Raw genomic sequence first — 16,728 nt, forward strand, 5'->3', positions numbered from 1 at the left:
GGCTCAGGCTCCCTTGGCGTCCGGCCCGCCGAAGGCGCGGAGCGAGGCGGCGAGTTCGGGGCGGTCGGCGGCGAAGGTCGCAAGGTCGATGCCGGCCACGGCGGCCTCCCACGCCTGCCGGACCGCGCGCACGCCCGCCGCCGGGCCCATCGGATGGCTGACGACGCCGCCGCCGCAGAGGTACAGGAGGTCGGTCGAGCGCGCCGCGGCATAGGTCTCGGGCGCCTGCCCGCCCCATTGGCCCGAACACACGACGGGGAGCGGCCGGTCGTCCTCGCGAAACAGCGGGCGGCGCAGCGCCGCGTAGGAGCGGCGGAAGGACTCGTCCGGCTCCCAGTACTTCGCCCCGATGCCGTTGATCTGGAACTGGTCGACGCCGAGGAGGCGCCAGACTGTCTCGTAGACCGAAAAGTCGAGCCCGAGCGAGGGGTGGCGCGTGAGGATGTCCCAGCCGTTGCGATGGGCATGGAGCACCAGCCCCGAGCGCTTGCGCAGAAAGGCCATGGCGCCCATGCCGATCGAGTTGATGTTGACGACGGCCGCATTGCCGCCGGCGGCCAGCACCGTGTCGTGGTTTCGCATCATCTCGTCGGGGTCGGTGGCGGAGATGCCGAAGGCGACCATCACCTTCTTGCCCGTGCGCTGCTCGTGGTCGAGCACGACCGGCATGATCGCCTTCACACGCTCGTCGAGCGGCGAATAGGCCGGGCTCATCAGCTTCTCGTCGTCCTTGATGAAGTCGACGCCGGCCTCCACCAGCTCGCGCACCATGGCCGCGCTTTCGGGCGGGCGCAGGCCCAGCGCCGGCTTGACGATGGTGCCGATGATCGGGCGCCCCGAGACGCCGGTGAGCCGCTTGGACCCCTCGATGCCGAACTGCGGCCCGGGCCAGGCGCGGCCGAAGGCCTCCGGCAGCTTCAGGCCGGTGATCCGGATGCCGCTGAAGCCCTTGATGGAAAAGGTGCCGGCGATGGCGATGGTCATCAGGGCGGCGAGGTCGGTGCCGATCGCCTCCATGGGAAAGGCGATGTCGGCTTCGCCGCACTGGAAGACGCGGGGCTCTGCGAGGTCGTCATGACTGCGCCCGAAGGCGGGTTCGGAAGCGGGCTCCAGGTGCCGCACGGCCAGGACCCGCGCGGCGACGCGCGCCTTCAGCTCCGGCGTCTCGCCCGGCAGCGGAACGAAGGTGCCCGTGGACTGGTCGCTCGCGATCTTTGCGGCCAGCTTCTCGACGCTGCCCGGCGTCTCGATCCGGTAGGTCAGGACGATGTCGTCGCTCATGGGCGAGGCCTGTGGGAAGGGGAGGGGAAGCGCGGGGGCGGCGCATCTGGTATGGTCGCGATACCAGCGCAGAGGCCGCCGCATTCGGCGGCGCAAGGATCGGGAGCGGAAGCGTCAGGCATGGTGAAGCCGTTCGAACCGATCGTCCGCCGCAAGCTGTCCGCGGAAGTCTACGAGCGTCTGAAGGCGATGATCACGTCGGGCGAGCTGAAGCCCGGCGACCAGATGCCCTCCGAGCGCGAGCTGATGGAGCGTTTCGGCGTCGGCCGGCCGGCGATCCGCGAGGCGATGCAGACGCTGAACGGCATGGGGCTCGTCGCCATCTCGCACGGGGAGCGTGCCAAGGTCCTCAGCCTCACGCCGCGCTCGCTGTTCGGGCAGGTGGACCGGGCGGCCGAGATCATGCTGACCACATCGCCCGCCGCGCTCGGCCACCTGAAGGAGGCGCGCATCTTCTTCGAGCGGGGCATCGTGCGCCAGGCCGCCGAGCGCGCCGATCCGCCCGATGTCGAGGCGCTCGCCGCGCTCTTGGCCGAGCAGCGCGACGCGCTCGGCACGCCGGAACTCTTCGTGCGCACGGACATGCGCTTCCACGCGCGGATCGCCGCCATTCCCGGCAACCCGATCTTCGAGGCGGTGGCCGAATCCATGCTCGGATGGCTGCGCCAGTACCACAACGAGCTCCTGATCTGGAGCGGCCGGGAGAACGTCACCCTCCTGGAGCACGAGGAGATCCTCCAGGCCATCGCCGCCGGCGATCCCGATGCCGCCGAGGCGGCGATGGTGCGCCATCTCGAGCGCTCGCGCGAACAGTTCCGCCATCAGAGCGCCTGAGCGAGGACGAGCCGGGCGACCGCATAGGGCGGCAGGCGCAAGGGCTCCTCGACGGGCCGCTCCGGCGGCATCGCGCCGCCGGCCGCCGCGTCGAAGGCGGCTTCATCGAGCAGCGAGAGGGTGGCGCCGGGGGCGATCCCCTCCAGCACAGCGTCCTGCGTTTCCGGCGTGAGGTTGGCGAGCCAGACCTCACGCCGGCCGTCGGCGCGGCGGGCGGCGAAGCCGTCCACCGTCCCGCGCCGGCCGGAGCGAAGCTCCAGCCGCTCGGCGCCACCGACCGCGGCGAGCCCCCGCGCCACGTGATAGGCCGGCGCGACCCCGCCCCCGTCGAGAAAAAGCCCGTGCGGGCCGGCAAGGCTCGCACCCGCCCAGGCCTCGACGGCGGAGCCCGCGAGGCGCGCGGCGTAGCCGACCAGGAAAGCCGCGCCGAACTGGCCTCTCGCGCGCGGGTCGTCGTGCGCCATCGGAACGCGCCGCCCGTCCGGGTTCGGCATGGTGCGCGAGCCGTAGGGGTTCTGCCGCATGCCGATCGTCGTCGGTCCGAGACGGTAGGGCTTGGCGTCGACGAAGCCTTCGGTCGAGCGCGTGATGAAGGGGATCGCCTCCAGCGTCTGCATCACCGAAAGATCGTCGGCGGCGTGGACGATCGGGTTGGTCGCATGGGTGACGAAGTCGAGGCCTTCGAGCGGCACGCGCTTGCGGTTCAACTCGGTGAAATAGCTGACCATGCCGCCGCCGAGCGTGACGCCCGGAAAGGCGGCGCGGGCGGCGCGGTAGACCGCGTCCAGCGGCGGGCAGGCCGGCCAGGCGCTGCCGGGCGGCGTCGACCGGCGATCGGCATCGGGGCTGACGACGAGCGCCTGTGGACGGAGGCCCGACGCTTCGACCATCCGGGCAACGTCGGCGAGTTCCGCCTGCGGGTCGTCCCGGCCGGGCAGGACGAGTTCAAGCACGCGCTCGGCCTGCGGCGCCAGGGCGGCGATGCGGGCGAAGGCTTCCAGCGCGCCCGAGCCGTGGCCGGCGAGCGGGTCGAGATGGAAGAGCAGAAAGGCGGGCGCGAGATCGGCCAGCCGCTCGGGCCGGTCGAGCACCGCCTCCGCCTCCTCGGGTGCGACGGCGGGGCCGAAGCGCGGCATGGGGCGAGGAAGAGGGGCCCCGAGCCGGAGCCGGACCGGGCCGGCTTCGTCCCGGGACTCGGCGCCGGCAAAACCTTCGGCTCCTTCGATGCGCAGCGTCACCGACTGACGGTCGGCGACCCCCGCCTCCATCCGGTAGGGCCAGGGCTTGGCCAGCGGGCGCACGTAGGTCTTGTAGGACGCGTCCGACCAGGCGCGCTGGTCTTCCATCTCGAAGGCATCGCCCTCCATCCGGCAGGTGGCGGAAAGGCCGAGTGCGGGATCGTGCGTCAGCGCGCGAATGTCCTGGAAGGGCTGCCAGGGCTCGATCCGATCGGGAAACCGCGCCTCCTCCACCCGTCCGTCGGTGTGCTCCACGCGGAGCGGTGTGCCGGCGACGCCCTCGATCGGATGCAGCACACAGAAGCCGCAGCGGTTGGTCTCGAAGGGCCGGTCGGGCCGGGCCTCGACCGCAAAGGACAGGCGTCCGTCGGCCTCGCCCTCGATCGTGGCCTCGTAGGCGAGGCGCGCGCCGTCCGGCGCCTCGACCTCGGCCCGGTAGCGGACCCGGAAGCGGTTCCCGCCTTCCTCGACATGGAGGTCGCGGATCGGCGGATCGTAGGTGCCCCAGTCGCGGTCGCGCACGACATAGGAGACGGCGCGCAGCACCTCGACGCCGGCAAACGCGATCCCGCGCAGGTTGCCGGAGACGAGATCGGCCGTGAGCCGCCCCGCCCGGAGACGCCGCGCGGGGGCGACCTCCTCGCGCGTGCCGAAGAGCTTCAGCGCGTCCGCCATGTCAGACCTCCGACGGGTCGAGCGTCGCGCCGGTCGCGGCGCTGCGATAGGCGGCCTCGACCAAGGCGAAGGTCTTCAGGTTGTCGCGACCGGACGTCGCGGGCTCCGTGCCGGCGCTCAAGGACTCGACCCAGTGCCGCTGGATCAGCGCGACGCTCTCCTGGATGTTGTGCCAGGGGCGGGAGGCCCAGGAGAGGAGCGGCGGCGAGACGTCCTCGTGCCGCGTGCCGTTCGGGCCGGTCACGGTCAGGCGATAGCCTTCGTCCAGCCGGATCGTGCCGTCCGCCCCGTCGATCTCGACCAGCGTCTGCGGGAAGCGCTCGGTCTCCAGCTTCGTGGCGTAGGAACAGTCCACCACGGAGGAGAAGCCCGCCTCGTGATCGAGGAGCATGGTCGCGACGTCCTCGCCGCGGATCGCCAAGTTCACGCGTTTCGTGCGCGCGGTGATGCGCGCGACGTCGCCGAACAGGAAGCGGGCGATATCGAGGGCGTGGATGCCGAGGTCCTCGATGATGAAGCGCTCGCCCTCTGCCAGATAGGGCTGGCCGGCATAGACGTCGTAGGCGGAGCGGAACGAGACGCGGCCGAAGAAGGGCGCCCCGATCTCGCCGGAGTCCAAGACCCGCCGCACCGCCTGGATCGGCGACTGCCAGCGGAAGTTCTCGTGGATCATCAGCGGCACGCCGGCGCTCTCGCAGGCGACGACCATCGCCCGCGCGTCGTCCATGGTGGGCGCGAAGGGCTTCTGGCAGATCGCGGGGATCGTCAGCGACGCCGCGAGTTCCACCAGCGCGCGGTGGCTCGGCGCGGTGGTGGCGATGTCGACGAAGTCGGGCCGCACCTCGCGCAGCATCGCCTCCGCGTCGGTGAAGCGCCGGGCGACGCCGAAGCGCTCGCCCATCTCACGCAATCGCGTTTCGTCGCGGTCGCAGATCGCGACGATGGAGACGCCCGGGATGTCGCCCCAGGCGTGCATCTGGTTGACGGCGAAGAAGCCGCAGCCGATCAGGGCGCCGCGTAGCTCGCTCATGGGACGATCCCGCTCAGGTGATGCGGCGGATGGAGGCCATCAGCTCGTCCGGCTCGAAGACCCGCTTCCAGTCGTCGCGCATCAGGGCCGGCTTGCCGAACTCGATCGCCTTGTTGCAGGCGTCGGAGAAGACGCCCGGCGTTTCCTCGAAGATCACGGCGCCCAGCACGTTCATGTGGCCGAGTAGGAAGTCGCGGGCGGCTTCCTTCGGCACGCCGCGCGCCACCACCTCGTCCATCGCCTCGCGCATCACCACGAGAAGGCTCGCCGTCACGGTCTCGGACAGGCCGGGCTCCAAGAGCGCCATCTGCTCCACCGTAATGCGGTGCGAGCGCATCACCGGTGCCCAGATCACCTTGGCGATCTCCTCGCCCAGCGCATAGGCCTCGTCGGGGCCTTGCATCAGCGCGGAGACGATATGCTGCTTGGCCGCGACGCCGCCGAAGAAGTCGCGCTTGGCAGCCTCGTCGGTCTCGTCGTTGAAGATCGGCGGGTGACAGGGATGGGTGACGAAATAGGTGAGGTCGGCGCGCTCGGGCAGGTGGCCGGCGAAGGGCGCGGCGGCGTCGAGGATCACCACCATCGTGCCGGGCTTGAGCTTGGCCTCGATGCCGGACAGGACCTTTCCGATCAGCGTGTCGGGCACGGCGAGGACGACGACGTCGGCACCCGCGAGGGCGGCGTCCTCGTCGACGCAGGTGACGCCGAGATGCGCCTGCAGCCGCTCGCGGCCCGCCTCGGAGCGCTCGACATGGCGCACGTCGAAGCGCGACCCCTTGAGATTGCCGGCAAGGCGGGTGCCCATCTTTCCGCCGGCCCCGAACAGGGCGATCGAAGTCATGGAGGATCCTTCAGTCTGGATTGCCTCCATGGGTTCGCACGGCGTGATGAACTCGTCAACTGGTATGACGAGTTTGAGAGGCGATCAGGACTCTTCGAGCGTGAAGCCGATCTTCAGGCCGACCTGATAATGCGCTACGCGGCCGCCCTCGACATGGCCGCGGGTTTCCGTGACCTCGAACCAGCGGATATTGCGCACGGTCCTGGCCGCGTCGGCGATGGCGTTCTCGATCGCCTGCTCGACCGATTCCGGCGAGGAGCCGACGATCTCGACGATCTTGTAGGTGTGCTCGGACATGGGCGCTCTCCCTGCTGGACGCCGGTCCGCCCGTGCGGCCGGCCCTTTCCGTTCTAGGGGCGCCATCCCTCGCGCAAAGGGTTGCCGCCTACTGGCTGACCCAGAGTATGCGGGCGATCCACTCGATCTCGGCGAGCGGGAACTGGCGGTCAGGAAACTCCGGGTTGACGGAGGCGAGCTCGATCGTGCGCGCCGTCTGGCGCTGGAGGATCTTGACCATGACCTCGCCGCCCTTGGTGCGCACCACGACCCGGTCGCCCCGGCGCACCGGCGCGCCCGGCTTGACCACCACGACGTCCCCGTCGCGATAGAGCGGCATCATGGACTGGCCGGAGACTTCGAGCGCATAGAGCGAATCGTCGGCGCCCGGCAGTTCCACCTCCTCCCAGCCCTGTCCGGCGGGAAAGCTGGCATCGTCGAAATAGCCGCCGCCGCCCGCCTCCGCAAAGCCGAGCAGCGGCACCGCGTTGCGCGGCGCGGGGAGGGGGCCGAGCGCGCGCAGGGCCGCGTCCGGCCCCGCGAAGAAGGCCTCCGAACTCGTGCCCGTCGCCTCCAGCACCTTGGCGATCGATTCCGTCGAGGGCCAGCGCGGCCGCCCGTCCGGGGCGGTGCGCTTGGACTTGTTGAAGGTGGTGGGATCCAGCCCCGCCTTGCGCGCCAGCCCCGAGGGCGACATCTTCAGCCGTGCGGCGAGGCCGTCGATCGCGGCCCAGATCCTGTCATGCGACAGCATGCGGCAAACCCTTCGGCTGGTGGCCCGGAGCGGCAGGGTGCCGCTTCCCGTCTGAGGAATATAGTCCTCGGCCCATTCTGTCTAAGATGTGACTCCCGTCCTGTCGATAAGTCGGACGCCGCGGAAGGGCTCGAAACCGCTCCGGGGCGCCGGTTTTCCACGGGTTCGCACTGGTGCGGCGGATCGGCCCGTTCCCGATCTTTCCACGGCGGACCGGGAACCCGGAGGCCAAATGCGGCATTTCTGCGAATGGATCGTGGCGGCTCATGGGCCGCCCGGTCGCCCGCGCGGCCGTTTTGGCTCGAAGGACTGGGATGAGTACGATCGGCTTCCGCTTCGCCCCCAATACGACCGAGGAAACGCGCATGCGTGCGAGCGAGCCGGGGCGGGGCCGCGACGCGACGGGGCCTTTCGGCATTCCCTGGCGCGGCTGGAAGGACATCATCTGGCGGCTCTACTACTCGTTCTTCGAGGACCGCGTGATGCTGATCGCGGCGGGCGCCACGTTCTACCTGCTGCTCGCGCTGTTCCCGGCCTTCGCGGTCTTCGTCTCCTTCTACGGCATCGTCGCCAACCCGACGACGATCGCTGACCACATCGCCTTCATCGGGCGCTTCCTGCCGCAGGCGGGCACCGACATCCTCACCTCGCAGCTCGAATATCTCGTCACGCGCGACCCGGCCTCGCTGTCCGCGAGCTTCGTGACCAGCCTTCTCTTCTCGCTCTGGAGCGCCAACAACGGCATCAAGACGCTGTTCGAGGCGATGAACGTCGCCTATGGCGAGCACGAGCAGCGCTCGTTCCTGAAACTGAACGCGGTCGCCTTCTGCTTCACGATCGGCGCCTTCTTCATCGCCACCGTGCTCTTCGTCTCGGTGGGCGTCGTGCCGGCCTTCATGGCGATCGTCGGCGCGCAGAGCTACACGGACGAGCTGATCGCCGCCGCGCGCTGGCCGGTGGTGTTCGTGCTGATCGTCGGCGCCATCAGCATGGTCTACCGCTACGGGCCGAGCCGCAACCGGGCGCGCTGGACCTGGGTTCTGTTCGGCGCCATCCTGACGGCCAGCGTCTGGCTCGCGGCCTCGATCGGCTTTTCCTGGTACCTTCGGTCCTTCGCCAACTACTCGATGACCTACGGCTCGCTTGGTGCCGTCATCGGCTTCATGATGTGGGTCTGGATCTCGTCGATCATCTTCATCGTCGGCGCCGAGGTGAACGCCGAGATGGAGCACCAGACCGCGATGGACACGACCGACGCGCCCGACAAGCCGCTCGGCGAGCGCGGGGCGCGCGTCGCCGACACGATCGGCCGGTCGCTCTCGCGGGAGAAGCGCGAGGGGGCCTGACCCCCTCGCCGGTTCGCCTGCCTTACGCGGCGGCCTTGGCCGGGGCGAAGCGGGAATAGAAGCTCTCGCCGCGCTCGGCCATCTCCTTCAGGAGCGGCGTCGGGCGGAACCGCTCGCCATGCTTGGCGGCCAGCTTCTCGCAGAGCGCCACGAAGGCGCTCGCACCCATGCCATCGATGTAGGACAGCGTGCCGCCCGTATAGGGCGCGAAGCCGAAGCCGAGGATGGAGCCGACATCGGCCTCGCGCGGGTCGGTGACGACGCCTTCCTCCACTGTGCGCGCCGCTTCCAGCGCCATGGTCACGAGGAAGCGCTGCTTCAGCTCCTCGAAATCGACCGCATCGGCCTTCTGCTGGGGGAACTTGTCCTTGAGGCCCGGCCAGAGATGCTTCTTGGCGGGCTTGGCCGGGTAGTCGTAGAAGCCCTTGCCGGCCTTGCGGCCGAGCCGGCCTTCCTCGTCCACCATCGCGTTGACGAGCGCGAAGTGGCGCGGGTCGATCGACCCTTCGCCCATGTCGCGGATCGTCGCCTTCATGATCTTCTGGGAAAGGTCCACCGCCGTCTCGTCGTTGAGCGCGAGCGGGCCGACCGGCATGCCGGCGAGTTTCGCCGCGTTCTCGATCATGGCCGGCGGTACGCCCTCGACCAGCATGTCGTAGGCTTCCGTCATGTAGCGAAGCACGCAGCGGTTGGCGAAAAAGCCGCGCGTGTCGTTGACGACGATCGGCGTCTTCTTGATGGCGCGCACGAAGTCGAGCGCGACGGCGAGCGCCTTGTCGCCCGTCTCCTTGCCGAGGATAACCTCCGTCAGCATCATCTTGTCGACCGGCGAGAAGAAGTGGATGCCGACGAAACGCGAGGCGTCGGGGAAGGCTTCCGCGAGGCTCGTGATCGGCAGGGTGGAGGTGTTGGAGGCGAAGATCGCGTCGGGCTTCAGCACCTCGGCCACGCGCCGGCTCACCTCCGCCTTCACGTCGCGGTCCTCGAAAACGGCCTCGATCACGAGGTCGGCGTCGGAGAGGGCCGCGTAGTCCGGCGTCGCCTGGATGCGGGCGAGAAGCGCCTCGGCCTCCTCGGGCTTGGCGCGGCCCTTCTTGACGAGGCCTTCCATGAGGCTTGCCGAATGCGCCTTGCCCTTGTCGGCGGCAGCCTGGTCGCGGTCGACCAACACGACCTCGATGCCGGCCTTGGCCGCGACATAGGCGATGCCGGCGCCCATGAAGCCGGCGCCGATCACGCCGACCTTTCGAATCGTCTGCTCCGGCACGCCGGCCGGGCGGCGCGCGCCTTTGTTCAGCGCCTGCATGGACACGAACAGCGAGCGGATCATCATCGCCGCTTCGGTGCTGCGCAGGACTTCCGTGAAGTAGCGCTGCTCGATCCGGAGGCCTACGTCGATCGGGACGAGCAGGCCCTCATAGACGCATTTCACGATGGCACGGGCGCCGGGATAGTTGTCGGCGGTCTCCTTGCGGTAGAGCGAGGCGACGGCGGGCCAGACCTGCGCGCCGGCCGGCGAATAGACCGGGCCGGACGGCAGCTTGAAGCCCTTCTCGTCCCAGGCCTTCACGGGCTTGAGGCCCGCCTTCAGCATGGCCTTCGCCGCCTCGATCAACTGGTCGTCGGGCACGACCTCGTCGATCAGCTTCATGCCCTTGGCCTTGGCGGCCGTCAGCGTCTCGCCCTTGAGGAGCATCTGAAGGGCGCTTTGAGTGTCCGTCAGGCGTGGCACGCGCTGGGTGCCGCCGGCGCCGGGGAAGATGCCGACCTTGACTTCCGGAAGGCCCATCTTGGCGCTCTGCGCGGCGACGCGCCCGTGGCAGGCGAGCGCCAGCTCGAAGCCGCCGCCCATGCAGGTGCCGTTGATCGCGCAGACATAGGGCTTGCCCGAGGTTTCCAGCTTGCGCCAGATCCGGCCCATCTCGCCGCAGCGCTCGAAGAGTTCGGCGACGGCGCCCTCGGGATCCGTCTTCTGCTTCGCCTCGAAGGCGGCGAACATGGCGCCTAGCATGTTGAGGTCGGCGCCGCCGGTGAAGGAGCCCGGCTTTCCGGAAGCCAGCACGACGCCCTTGACCGACGGATCGGCGGCGAACGCGTCCACCAGCGTATCGATCTCGCGCAGGACCTCCTCGGTGAAGACGTTCATCGAGCGGTCGGGCATGTCCCAGGTGACCAGCGCCAGCCCGTCCGCGTCGGTCTCTACGGTGAAGTTGCGAAGGTCCATGCGCTTGTTCTCCCGAACGATCGATCCGCATGCGGCAAAGCTCTGCGGAATTGCTTAGACAGGTCACCGAAGTCCGAGGACCTTCAGTGTTTCAAAAGACTTGGTGAATAGAATCGGCCCCATCGCATCGAGGACGGGACCGAAGGACGATGGCTGCGGACTGCAAAGGGTGCCAATCGGGCAAGCCCCTCGACTTCGACTTCTCGATGGCCTTCCAGCCGATCTTCGACATCACCTCGGCGAAAGTCTGGGGCTACGAGGCGCTGATCCGGGGCACGGCCGGCGAGGGGGCCTACGCCATCCTGTCCAAGGTCTCGGACGAGCAGCGCTACCGCTTCGACCAGGCCTGCCGGGTCAAGGCGCTGGAACTGGCCGCCAACCTGTTTCCGCGGGGCGAGAACACGCGCCTGTCGATCAACTTCCTGCCCAACGCCGTCTACGAGCCGGCCGCGTGCCTGCGCGCGACGCTGCTCGCGGCCCGCCGCCACGACTTCCCGCTCCAGTCGCTGATGTTCGAGTTCACCGAGAACGAGGAGATTGTCGATACCGGCCACCTCCAGAACATCCTGACCGAGTACCGCCGCCAGGGCTTCATCACGGCGCTGGACGACTTCGGTGCCGGCTATGCCGGCCTCGGCCTCCTGGCGGACTTCCAGCCCGACCTGATCAAGCTGGACATGAAGCTTATTCGCGGCATCGAGGTCAGCCGCCCGCGCCAGGTGATCGTGGCGACCATCGCCACGGCCTGCCGCGAACTCGGCATCCAGGTCCTGGCCGAGGGCATCGAGACCGAGGACGAGTTCACCGTGCTCAAGGCCGCCGGCATCACCCTGTTCCAGGGCTACTGGTTCGCCCGTCCGGCCTTCGAGGCGCTGCCGGCGATCGACATGTCGATCCGCGCGACGCACCGGCCGAGCCGCAGCATGGTGGCCTGAGGCCGCCATCACACCCGCTCGATGATCGTCGCCGTGCCCATGCCGGCGCCGATGCAGAGGGTGACGAGCGCCGTCTGCTTGTCCTGGCGCTCCAGCTCGTCGAGCACGGTGCCGAGGATCATCGCGCCGGTGGCGCCGAGCGGATGGCCCATGGCGATCGCCCCGCCGTTGACGTTCATGACAGCCGGGTCGATCTCGAAGGCCTGGAGGTAGCGCAGGACGACGGCCGCGAAGGCCTCGTTCAGCTCGAACAGGTCGATGTCCGACAGCGCCATGCCGGAGCGCTTCAGGAGCTTTTCCGTCACGTCCACCGGGCCGGTCAGCATCAGGGCCGGGTCGGAGCCGATCGAGGCGAAGGCGCGGATGCGGGCGCGGGGCTTGAGGCCCAGCGTCTCGCCGCCGGCCTTGGAGCCGACCAGCACCGCCGCGGCGCCGTCCACGATGCCGGACGAGTTGCCGGCGTGGTGCACGTGGTTCACCGCCTCAACCTCGGGATGCGCCTGGATGGCGACTGCGTCGTAGCCGCCCATCTCGCCCATCATCGCGAAGGAGGCGTTGAGGCTCCCAAGCGACTGCATGTCGGTGGAGGGACGCATGTGCTCGTCATGCGCCAGGATCACCAGTCCGTTCTGGTCCCGAACCGGCACGACGGAGCGCCCGAAGCGGCCCTCGTCCCAGGCCTTGGCAGCGCGCTTCTGCGATTCCACGGCATAGGCGTCGACGTCGTCCCGGCTGAAGCCGTACTTGGTCGCGATGAGGTCCGCCGAGACGCCCTGCGGCATGAAGTAGGCGGGGATGCCGACGGACGGATCCATGATCCAGGCGCCGCCGGACATGCCCATGCCGACGCGCGACATGGATTCGACGCCGCCCGCGATCACGAGCTCGTCGGAGCCCGCCGCGACCTTGGCGGCGGCGAGGTTCACCGCGTCGAGACCGGAGGCGCAGAAGCGCGAGATCTGCATGCCGGGGGCGGCGAAGTCGTAGCCCGCCTCGAAGGCCGAGGCCTTGGGGATCACCGAGCCGGCCTCGCCCACAGGGTCGACGCAGCCGAAGATGATGTCGTCGACCTCCTTCGTCGGCAGGCCGTTGCGCTCGCGCAAGGCTTCTAGAACCTTGGCGCCGAGCCGGACGGCCGGCACCTCGTGGAGGGAGCCGTCCTTCTTGCCGCGGCCGCGCGGGGTGCGCACGTGGTCGTAGATGAAAGCGTCGGTCATCACTTGCCCTTAAGTATCCAAAGGTTGTTGCGACCGCGGCGGCCGTATTCGAGAAAGCCCTTTCGAGCTAGCTGATTGGCTGCCCATCGGACATCATACTGCCACGTGAAGAAGTGGTCGCCTGCCTCACGAAGCTGCCCTTCGTGATGCTCCCAGATGTGTCTGCAAACTTCGACGATCGTCGCCTCGCCGTCATATGCCTTCAGCGCAGCGATGACCCATTCGACAAAATGCTCACGCACCTAGAATCTCCTTCCGGCGTGGTCAGAAGGCGTCGGCGTCGAGCGCCATCATGGACTCGGCGCCCGTCGAGATGCGGGCGAGGTGCGCCGCCGTCTCGGGCATCAGCCGGTCCATGAAGAAGCGCGCGGTGACGAGCTTGTTCTCCAGGAACGATGTATCGTCGCCGGCGCCCGCCGCCAGCTGCGCCGTCGCGATCTCCGCCGTGCGGCCCCACATGTAGCCGAGCGCCACGAGGCCGAAGAGGTGCATGTAGTCGGTGGAGGCGGCGCCCGCGTTGTCGGGCTTGGCCATGGCGTTGGTCATCAGCCACATCGTGGCCGACTGGAGGTCGTTGAGGCCCTTCTTCAAGGACTTGGTGAAGGGCGCCATGGCTTCGTTGGAACGGTGCTCCTCGCAGAAGGTGCCGACCTCCTTGAAGAAGGCCTGGATCGCCCGCCCGCCGTTCAGCGCCAGCTTGCGACCGACGAGGTCGAGCGCCTGGATGCCGTTGGCGCCCTCGTAGATTTGGGCGATGCGCGCGTCGCGCACGAACTGCTCCATGCCCCATTCCTGGACATAGCCGTGGCCGCCATAGACCTGCTGCGCCAGGACCGCGTTCTCGAAGCCCTTGTCGGTGAGGACGCCCTTGATGACCGGGGTGAGGAGGCCCATCCAATCGTCGGCCGCCTCGCGCACCTTGGCGTCCTCGGCCCGGTGCGACAGGTCGCCCTTGAGCGCGGTCCAGAGGATCAGCGCCCGGCCCGCCTCGTTGATCGAACGAATGGTCATCAACATGCGGCGCACGTCGGGGTGGACGATGATCGGGTCGGCCGCTTTCTCGCCGTGCTTGGAGCCCGACAGGGCACGGCCCTGCAGGCGGTCGCGGGCGTAGGCGACGGCGTTCTGGTAGGCGATCTCGGAGATCGCGAGACCCTGGACGCCGACGCCGAGCCGCGCCTCGTTCATCATGGTGAACATGGCGCGCAGGCCCTTGTGCGCCTCGCCGACCAGCCAGCCCGTCGCCCCGTCGTAGTTCATGACGCAGGTGGCGTTGCCGTGGATGCCCATCTTCTCTTCCAGCGAGCCGCAGGACACGCCGTTGCGCGCACCCGGGTTGCCGGCCTCGTCGGGCAGGAACTTCGGCACGATGAAGAGCGAGATGCCCTTCACGCCTTCCGGCGCGCCCTCGATGCGGGCGAGCACGAGATGGACGATGTTCTCCGACAGGTCGTGCTCGCCGGCCGAGATGAAGATCTTCTGGCCGGAAATCTTGTAGGTTCCGTCCTCCGCCGGCACTGCGCGGGTGCGCAGGAGGCCGAGATCCGTGCCGCAATGGGGCTCGGTGAGGTTCATGGTGCCGGTCCAGATGCCGTCCACCATCTTCGGCAGGTAGAGCGCCTTCTGCTCGTCGGAGCCGTGGCTCTCGATCGCGGCGATCGCGCCGCGCGTGAGGCCCGGATACATGGCGAAGGCCATGTTGGCCGAGGACAGGAACTCGTTGACCGCCGCCGCCAGCGTGTGCGGCAGGCCCTGCCCGCCATAGTCCGGGTTCGCCGACAGGCCGCCCCAGCCCGCCTCGCGGAACTGGTTGTAGGCTTCCTTGAAGCCCTTCGGCGTCGTCACCGAGGCATCGGCGGCGCGATGGCAGCCCTCGCGGTCGCCCGACTGGTTGAGCGGCAGGAAGATGTCGGTGGCGAACTTGCCGGCCTCGCCGAGAATGGCTTCCACGACGTCCGGCGTCGCATCGGCAAAGCCCGGCAGGTTGCCGTGGCGTTCCCAGCCGAGAAGGTGGTTGAGCACGAAGAGCGTATCGGCGACGGGGGCCTGATAGACCGGCATTGACGGAACTCCCAGCGTCAAATCTTTGACGTTTGCGTAAACGTCACTTTGCGATCTGTACTCCCGTTCCGGCCTTCGATCAAGCGGGGCCGGCCTCCCCGGGCCTCGATCCTCGCGGATGCTTGATCGGGTCTTGAGATCGCCGCCGGAGACTGAAACACAGGACGGTGACAATGCAAGGAAGGGGCGGCCCCATGTTCCAGAGCTTCGACGAAGCGTCCGATTCCACCGAGAGCGCCTCGCGCGTCGAGCGCCTGCGCGAGAGCCTCAGGCAGGCCGGCGTCGACGGGTTCGTGGTGCCGCGGGCCGACGAGCACCAGGGGGAATACATCCCCGCGTCGGCCGACCGGCTGCGCTGGCTCACCGGCTTCACGGGCTCGGCCGGCACGGCGCTGGTTCTTCCCGCGAGCGCCGCGATCTTCGTGGACGGGCGCTACACGGTGCAGGTGCGCGCGCAGGTGGATGCCGCCGTGTTCCTCATCGAAAGCTCGGTCGACACGCCGCTTGGCGCCTATCTTCGCGAGCACGCCAAGGGGCTTCGCATCGGCATCGACCCGTGGCTGCACACGGTCGGCGAAGTGGCGGCGCTGCGCACGGCGATGGCGGACGCGGGCGGCGAGCTGGTGGCCCTGAAGCACAACCCGCTCGATCGCGTCTGGCAGGACCGGCCGCTGCCGCCCAAGGGCCTCGTGTCGCTCCATCCGATCACGTATGCCGGGCGCGCCTCCGACGAGAAGCTCGACGAGATCCGCGCCGCCCTCGCAAAGGCCGGCGCCGGTGCCACCGTCCTCACCGACCCCTCGTCCGTCGCCTGGACCTTCAACATCCGCGGCTCCGACGTGCCGCACACGCCGCTGCCGCTGTCCTTCGCCTTGATCCCGCAGGACGGGCGCCCGACCCTGTTCATCGACGCGGACAAGCTCAGGGAGGAGGTCGCGGGTGCCTTGGCGGCCCTCGTCGACATCGCCGCCCCGGACGCGCTGGAGCCGGCGCTGGCCCGTCTCGCGTCGGGGCAGCGCGTCATGCTGGACCACGCGCTCGCGGCCGACCGCCTGCGCGAGGTGGTGGAAGGGGCGGGGGGAACCGTCGTTGCCGGCACCGATCCCGCGCGCCTGCCCCGCGCCCGCAAGAACGCGGTCGAGATCGAGGGCGCGCGGCGGGCGCACCTTCGCGACGGTGCGGCGGTCTCGGCCTTTCTCTCATGGCTGGACGCCCAGGCGCCCGGAACGGTCGACGAGATCGGGGCGGCCGAAGCCCTGGAGGGCTTCCGGACCCGCTTCGGCGAGGCGGACGGGCAGCCCTTGCGCGACCTGTCCTTCGACACGATCTCGGCCAGCGGCCCCAACGCCGCCCTGCCGCACTACCGCGTGAACCGGCAGTCGAACCGGGTTCTCGGCCGGGGCGAGGTGTTCCTGATCGATTCCGGCGCGCAGTATCTCGACGGGACCACCGACATCACCCGGACCGTCGCGATCGGAGAGGCGAGCGAGGAGGCCCGGATCAAGTTCACGCTGGTGCTGAAGGGCATGATCGCCGTCGCGCGAGCGCGCTTTCCCGTCGGCACGCGGGGCATCGACCTCGACCCGCTCGCCCGCCTCGCCCTATGGCGCACGGGCTGCGACTATGCCCACGGCACGGGCCACGGGATCGGCTCCTATCTCGCCGTCCACGAGGGGCCGCAGTCGATCTCGAAGCGCGGCATGGCGGTGCTGGAAGCGGGGATGATCGTGTCGGACGAGCCCGGCTACTACCGCGAGGGGGCCTTCGGCATCCGCATCGAGAACCTGATCCTGGTCCGTCCGGCGGAGCGGATCGCCGGCGGCGACCTCGACGCCCACGATTTCGAGACACTGACCTTCGTGCCCATCGACCGCCGGATGATCGCCCCGGATCATCTCGACGACGGGGAACGCGCCTGGCTCGACGCCTATCATGCCGAGGTCTTGGAAAAGATCGGCCCGCGCCTCGACGGCGAGGCGAAGGCCTGGCTGCAGGCCGCGACGCGGCCGCTCTGAC

Annotated in this window: 14 protein-coding genes; 4 read left to right on the top strand and 10 right to left on the bottom strand. The window is 69.1% G+C overall.

Annotation, left to right across the window (positions count from 1 at the left end; all coding sequences use genetic code 11):
- Positions 1 to 3: 3 nt before the first annotated feature.
- A complete protein-coding gene (gene oiaX, locus O5O54_RS04465) occupies positions 4 to 1,281 on the bottom strand; it encodes a 3-oxo-isoapionate-4-phosphate decarboxylase OiaX (protein ID WP_279479288.1) in 1,278 nt (425 codons plus the stop codon).
- Positions 1,282 to 1,401: 120 nt separating this feature from the next.
- On the opposite strand from oiaX, the gene O5O54_RS04470 reads away from it, so the two are divergent.
- Complete coding sequence (locus tag O5O54_RS04470) at positions 1,402 to 2,115, top strand: transcriptional regulator NanR (protein WP_279479291.1); 714 nt, start codon at positions 1,402 to 1,404, stop codon at positions 2,113 to 2,115.
- Here the strand turns inward: O5O54_RS04470 and O5O54_RS04475 are convergent.
- From O5O54_RS04475 to O5O54_RS04495, 5 genes are all read right to left on the bottom strand, one after another.
- Positions 2,103 to 4,028, bottom strand: a complete 1,926-nt coding sequence (locus tag O5O54_RS04475; RefSeq protein WP_279479293.1) for a hypothetical protein — start codon at positions 4,026 to 4,028, stop codon at positions 2,103 to 2,105. The two genes, O5O54_RS04470 and O5O54_RS04475, sit on opposite strands and share 13 nt — an antisense overlap.
- Before the next feature lies 1 nt (position 4,029).
- Entirely contained in the window at positions 4,030 to 5,058 is a 1,029-nt protein-coding gene (locus tag O5O54_RS04480) for a Gfo/Idh/MocA family oxidoreductase (protein ID WP_279479294.1), read from the bottom strand.
- A 13-nt stretch (positions 5,059 to 5,071) separates the two neighbouring features.
- Positions 5,072 to 5,899, bottom strand: a complete 828-nt coding sequence (locus O5O54_RS04485) for a phosphogluconate dehydrogenase C-terminal domain-containing protein (protein ID WP_279479296.1) — start codon at positions 5,897 to 5,899, stop codon at positions 5,072 to 5,074.
- 84 nt (positions 5,900 to 5,983) lie between these two features.
- Positions 5,984 to 6,196: a dodecin gene (locus tag O5O54_RS04490; RefSeq protein ID WP_279479298.1), complete on the bottom strand. Its 213-nt coding sequence runs from the start codon at positions 6,194 to 6,196 to the stop codon at positions 5,984 to 5,986.
- 88 nt (positions 6,197 to 6,284) lie between these two features.
- Positions 6,285 to 6,929 (bottom strand): helix-turn-helix transcriptional regulator, encoded by a 645-nt coding sequence (locus tag O5O54_RS04495; protein WP_279479300.1) that lies wholly within the window; start codon positions 6,927 to 6,929, stop codon positions 6,285 to 6,287.
- Positions 6,930 to 7,243: 314 nt separating this feature from the next.
- Between O5O54_RS04495 and O5O54_RS04500 the strand changes: the two genes are divergently transcribed.
- Positions 7,244 to 8,275 carry a YihY/virulence factor BrkB family protein gene (locus tag O5O54_RS04500; RefSeq protein WP_279479302.1) on the top strand — a complete coding sequence of 344 codons (1,032 nt, stop codon included), beginning with the start codon at positions 7,244 to 7,246 and terminating at the stop codon, positions 8,273 to 8,275.
- A gap of 22 nt (positions 8,276 to 8,297) precedes the next feature.
- Here O5O54_RS04500 and O5O54_RS04505 read toward each other — a convergent pair whose 3' ends face one another.
- Positions 8,298 to 10,499, bottom strand: a complete 2,202-nt coding sequence (locus O5O54_RS04505; RefSeq protein ID WP_279479304.1) for an FAD-dependent oxidoreductase — start codon at positions 10,497 to 10,499, stop codon at positions 8,298 to 8,300.
- A 149-nt stretch (positions 10,500 to 10,648) separates the two neighbouring features.
- Between O5O54_RS04505 and O5O54_RS04510 the strand changes: the two genes are divergently transcribed.
- On the top strand, positions 10,649 to 11,434 hold the full coding sequence (locus O5O54_RS04510; RefSeq protein ID WP_279479306.1) for an EAL domain-containing protein: 786 nt from the start codon (positions 10,649 to 10,651) through the stop codon (positions 11,432 to 11,434).
- Positions 11,435 to 11,442: 8 nt separating this feature from the next.
- Here O5O54_RS04510 and O5O54_RS04515 read toward each other — a convergent pair whose 3' ends face one another.
- The 3 genes from O5O54_RS04515 to O5O54_RS04525 are packed head-to-tail and all read right to left on the bottom strand — an operon-like array spanning position 11,443 to position 14,712.
- Positions 11,443 to 12,651: an acetyl-CoA C-acetyltransferase gene (locus tag O5O54_RS04515; RefSeq protein ID WP_279479308.1), complete on the bottom strand. Its 1,209-nt coding sequence runs from the start codon at positions 12,649 to 12,651 to the stop codon at positions 11,443 to 11,445.
- Positions 12,651 to 12,893, bottom strand: a complete 243-nt coding sequence (locus O5O54_RS04520) for a hypothetical protein (RefSeq protein ID WP_279479310.1) — start codon at positions 12,891 to 12,893, stop codon at positions 12,651 to 12,653. Before O5O54_RS04520 ends, O5O54_RS04515 begins: the two co-directional genes overlap by 1 nt.
- A 22-nt stretch (positions 12,894 to 12,915) precedes the next feature.
- On the bottom strand, positions 12,916 to 14,712 hold the full coding sequence (locus O5O54_RS04525; RefSeq protein ID WP_279479312.1) for an acyl-CoA dehydrogenase C-terminal domain-containing protein: 1,797 nt from the start codon (positions 14,710 to 14,712) through the stop codon (positions 12,916 to 12,918).
- 194 nt (positions 14,713 to 14,906) lie between these two features.
- Between O5O54_RS04525 and O5O54_RS04530 the strand changes: the two genes are divergently transcribed.
- On the top strand, positions 14,907 to 16,727 hold the full coding sequence (locus tag O5O54_RS04530; protein ID WP_279479314.1) for an aminopeptidase P family protein: 1,821 nt from the start codon (positions 14,907 to 14,909) through the stop codon (positions 16,725 to 16,727).
- The last annotated feature ends 1 nt before the right edge of the window (position 16,728 follow it).

This window comes from Aureimonas sp. SK2 (assembly GCF_029813115.1).
Taxonomy (GTDB): Bacteria; Pseudomonadota; Alphaproteobacteria; order Rhizobiales; family Rhizobiaceae; genus Aureimonas.

Excerpts from the sequence above, each read along its gene's own strand:
- oiaX (WP_279479288.1), bottom strand. The coding sequence starts at position 1,281 with ATGAGCGACGACATCGTCCTGACCTACCGGATCGAGACGCCGGGCAGC.
- O5O54_RS04470 (WP_279479291.1), top strand. The coding sequence starts at position 1,402 with ATGGTGAAGCCGTTCGAACCGATCGTCCGCCGCAAGCTGTCCGCGGAA.
- O5O54_RS04475 (WP_279479293.1), bottom strand. The coding sequence starts at position 4,028 with ATGGCGGACGCGCTGAAGCTCTTCGGCACGCGCGAGGAGGTCGCCCCC.
- O5O54_RS04480 (WP_279479294.1), bottom strand. The coding sequence starts at position 5,058 with ATGAGCGAGCTACGCGGCGCCCTGATCGGCTGCGGCTTCTTCGCCGTC.
- O5O54_RS04485 (WP_279479296.1), bottom strand. The coding sequence starts at position 5,899 with ATGACTTCGATCGCCCTGTTCGGGGCCGGCGGAAAGATGGGCACCCGC.
- O5O54_RS04490 (WP_279479298.1), bottom strand. The coding sequence starts at position 6,196 with ATGTCCGAGCACACCTACAAGATCGTCGAGATCGTCGGCTCCTCGCCG.
- O5O54_RS04495 (WP_279479300.1), bottom strand. The coding sequence starts at position 6,929 with ATGCTGTCGCATGACAGGATCTGGGCCGCGATCGACGGCCTCGCCGCA.
- O5O54_RS04500 (WP_279479302.1), top strand. The coding sequence starts at position 7,244 with ATGAGTACGATCGGCTTCCGCTTCGCCCCCAATACGACCGAGGAAACG.
- O5O54_RS04505 (WP_279479304.1), bottom strand. The coding sequence starts at position 10,499 with ATGGACCTTCGCAACTTCACCGTAGAGACCGACGCGGACGGGCTGGCG.
- O5O54_RS04510 (WP_279479306.1), top strand. The coding sequence starts at position 10,649 with ATGGCTGCGGACTGCAAAGGGTGCCAATCGGGCAAGCCCCTCGACTTC.
- O5O54_RS04515 (WP_279479308.1), bottom strand. The coding sequence starts at position 12,651 with ATGACCGACGCTTTCATCTACGACCACGTGCGCACCCCGCGCGGCCGC.
- O5O54_RS04525 (WP_279479312.1), bottom strand. The coding sequence starts at position 14,712 with ATGCCGGTCTATCAGGCCCCCGTCGCCGATACGCTCTTCGTGCTCAAC.
- O5O54_RS04530 (WP_279479314.1), top strand. The coding sequence starts at position 14,907 with ATGTTCCAGAGCTTCGACGAAGCGTCCGATTCCACCGAGAGCGCCTCG.